The sequence below is a fragment of the Stenotrophomonas sp. 05L414_2 genome (assembly GCF_056397905.1).
This window is the reverse complement of sequence record NZ_JBFTOJ010000320.1, coordinates 1-1,275: the sequence shown is the minus strand read 5'-3', so window position 1 is coordinate 1,275 and position 1,275 is coordinate 1. Positions and strand designations below refer to the sequence as shown.

Annotated in this window: 2 protein-coding genes; both read right to left on the bottom strand. The window is 59.4% G+C overall.

From position 1 onward, the window contains the following. Nucleotides 1-161, bottom strand: a 161-nt coding sequence (locus AC1DJN_RS21985) for a diacylglycerol kinase (RefSeq protein WP_478040280.1), incomplete at its 3' end; no start/stop codon positions are given. Between the two features lie 108 nt (nucleotides 162-269). After that, the coding region (locus AC1DJN_RS21980; protein ID WP_478040278.1) for a sensor histidine kinase at nucleotides 270-1,275 on the bottom strand (1,006 nt) is incomplete at its 5' end.

The window sequence follows — 1,275 nt, the reverse complement described above, 5'->3', positions numbered from 1 at the left end:
CCGAGAAGGAGCGCGAGCGGAATCAGGACGGCGGCGAGAACCACCTCCAGGCGAAACGAGGATTCGTGAAGCCAGGCTGCCTTCAGGCCCTGCAGTGACCATCCCAACGCCTTCAAAGTGCGCGCCGGACCTCGGGGAATGTGACCAAACTGTCCAGGCATGTCTTGGCAGATAGAGTGGAAGGGCCCCGCTTCCGCAGGTTCTTCCGCAGTCTGCTAGTGGATAGGTCGGAGTTTGGTCGGAACCCCAACCCCCAAGCGGGAGTCAGCTCACTTTGCCGCGCTGGCGGACAAGTCGACAATCGCGCGGGTCCCTTCACCCACTGGTTTGGATTCGAAGGTCAGCTTCCAGCCAAGATGCCCGCAGAGCCTGGCGATCAGCTCGAGCCCAATCCCCTGCCCATCCCGGGCCTCCCCCCTGGCCATTTTGGCGTACAGGGCACTGATTTCCTCCGGCGACATGCCGTGTCCGGGGTCCTCGATCATGACCTGCCACTGGGCATTCACCGATACACGGATAGCCCCTCGATCACTGTTCTCGATTGCGTTTCTGATCAGATTTCCAACCACCACCGACAGGACCGCGACAGGAGCCAATACTACCGGGTCGCCATCTGCGGTGACTTCGATGGTCAGCAACTTGTCGCCGCACAGATACAGATGGTCGTTGGCCAGCACGCGTACGACCTCCTTCAGATCCAGCAGTTCGCTCACTCTCTCAAGACGATCTGGGCTTTTCGCAAGGACTAAGAGAACAGAGATCAGCTCATCGACCGAGCTTGTTACCTCCTTGATGCGGATAAGCTGGTTCCGCACCGTCCGGGGAGAGGCGTTTGGGTTGGAGGCCAGATCCGCTGCTCCTCCAATGATGGCGATAGGTGTGCGCAGTTCATGGCTGACACTGTTGATGAACTGCCGCTCACGTTCGACAAACTGCTCGTTTCGCCGAATGTAATCGTTGAGGGAGTCGGTGATGACCGCCTGCTCGTAACTGGCATCGGGTCCCACCTCGATTTCCTCGCCAGGCTGCTCGGGGCTAAGGCGACGGATCCTGTTTGAGAGGTCCGTCAGCGGCTTCAGAACACGGCCCAGGCCCCAACCAACCAAGAGTCCCAACAGAAGCACCGCCAAGACGTTGGAGCCGAACATCCATAGCCCGACATTGTCTTCGTGCTTCTGGAGTTCGGTGATCTCCAGGGCCAAGACCAACTTCCGTCCACGAACCTCGCGAACCAGGATTACCTTGTCCTGGTTGCCAAGACGGACACCGTCGTGG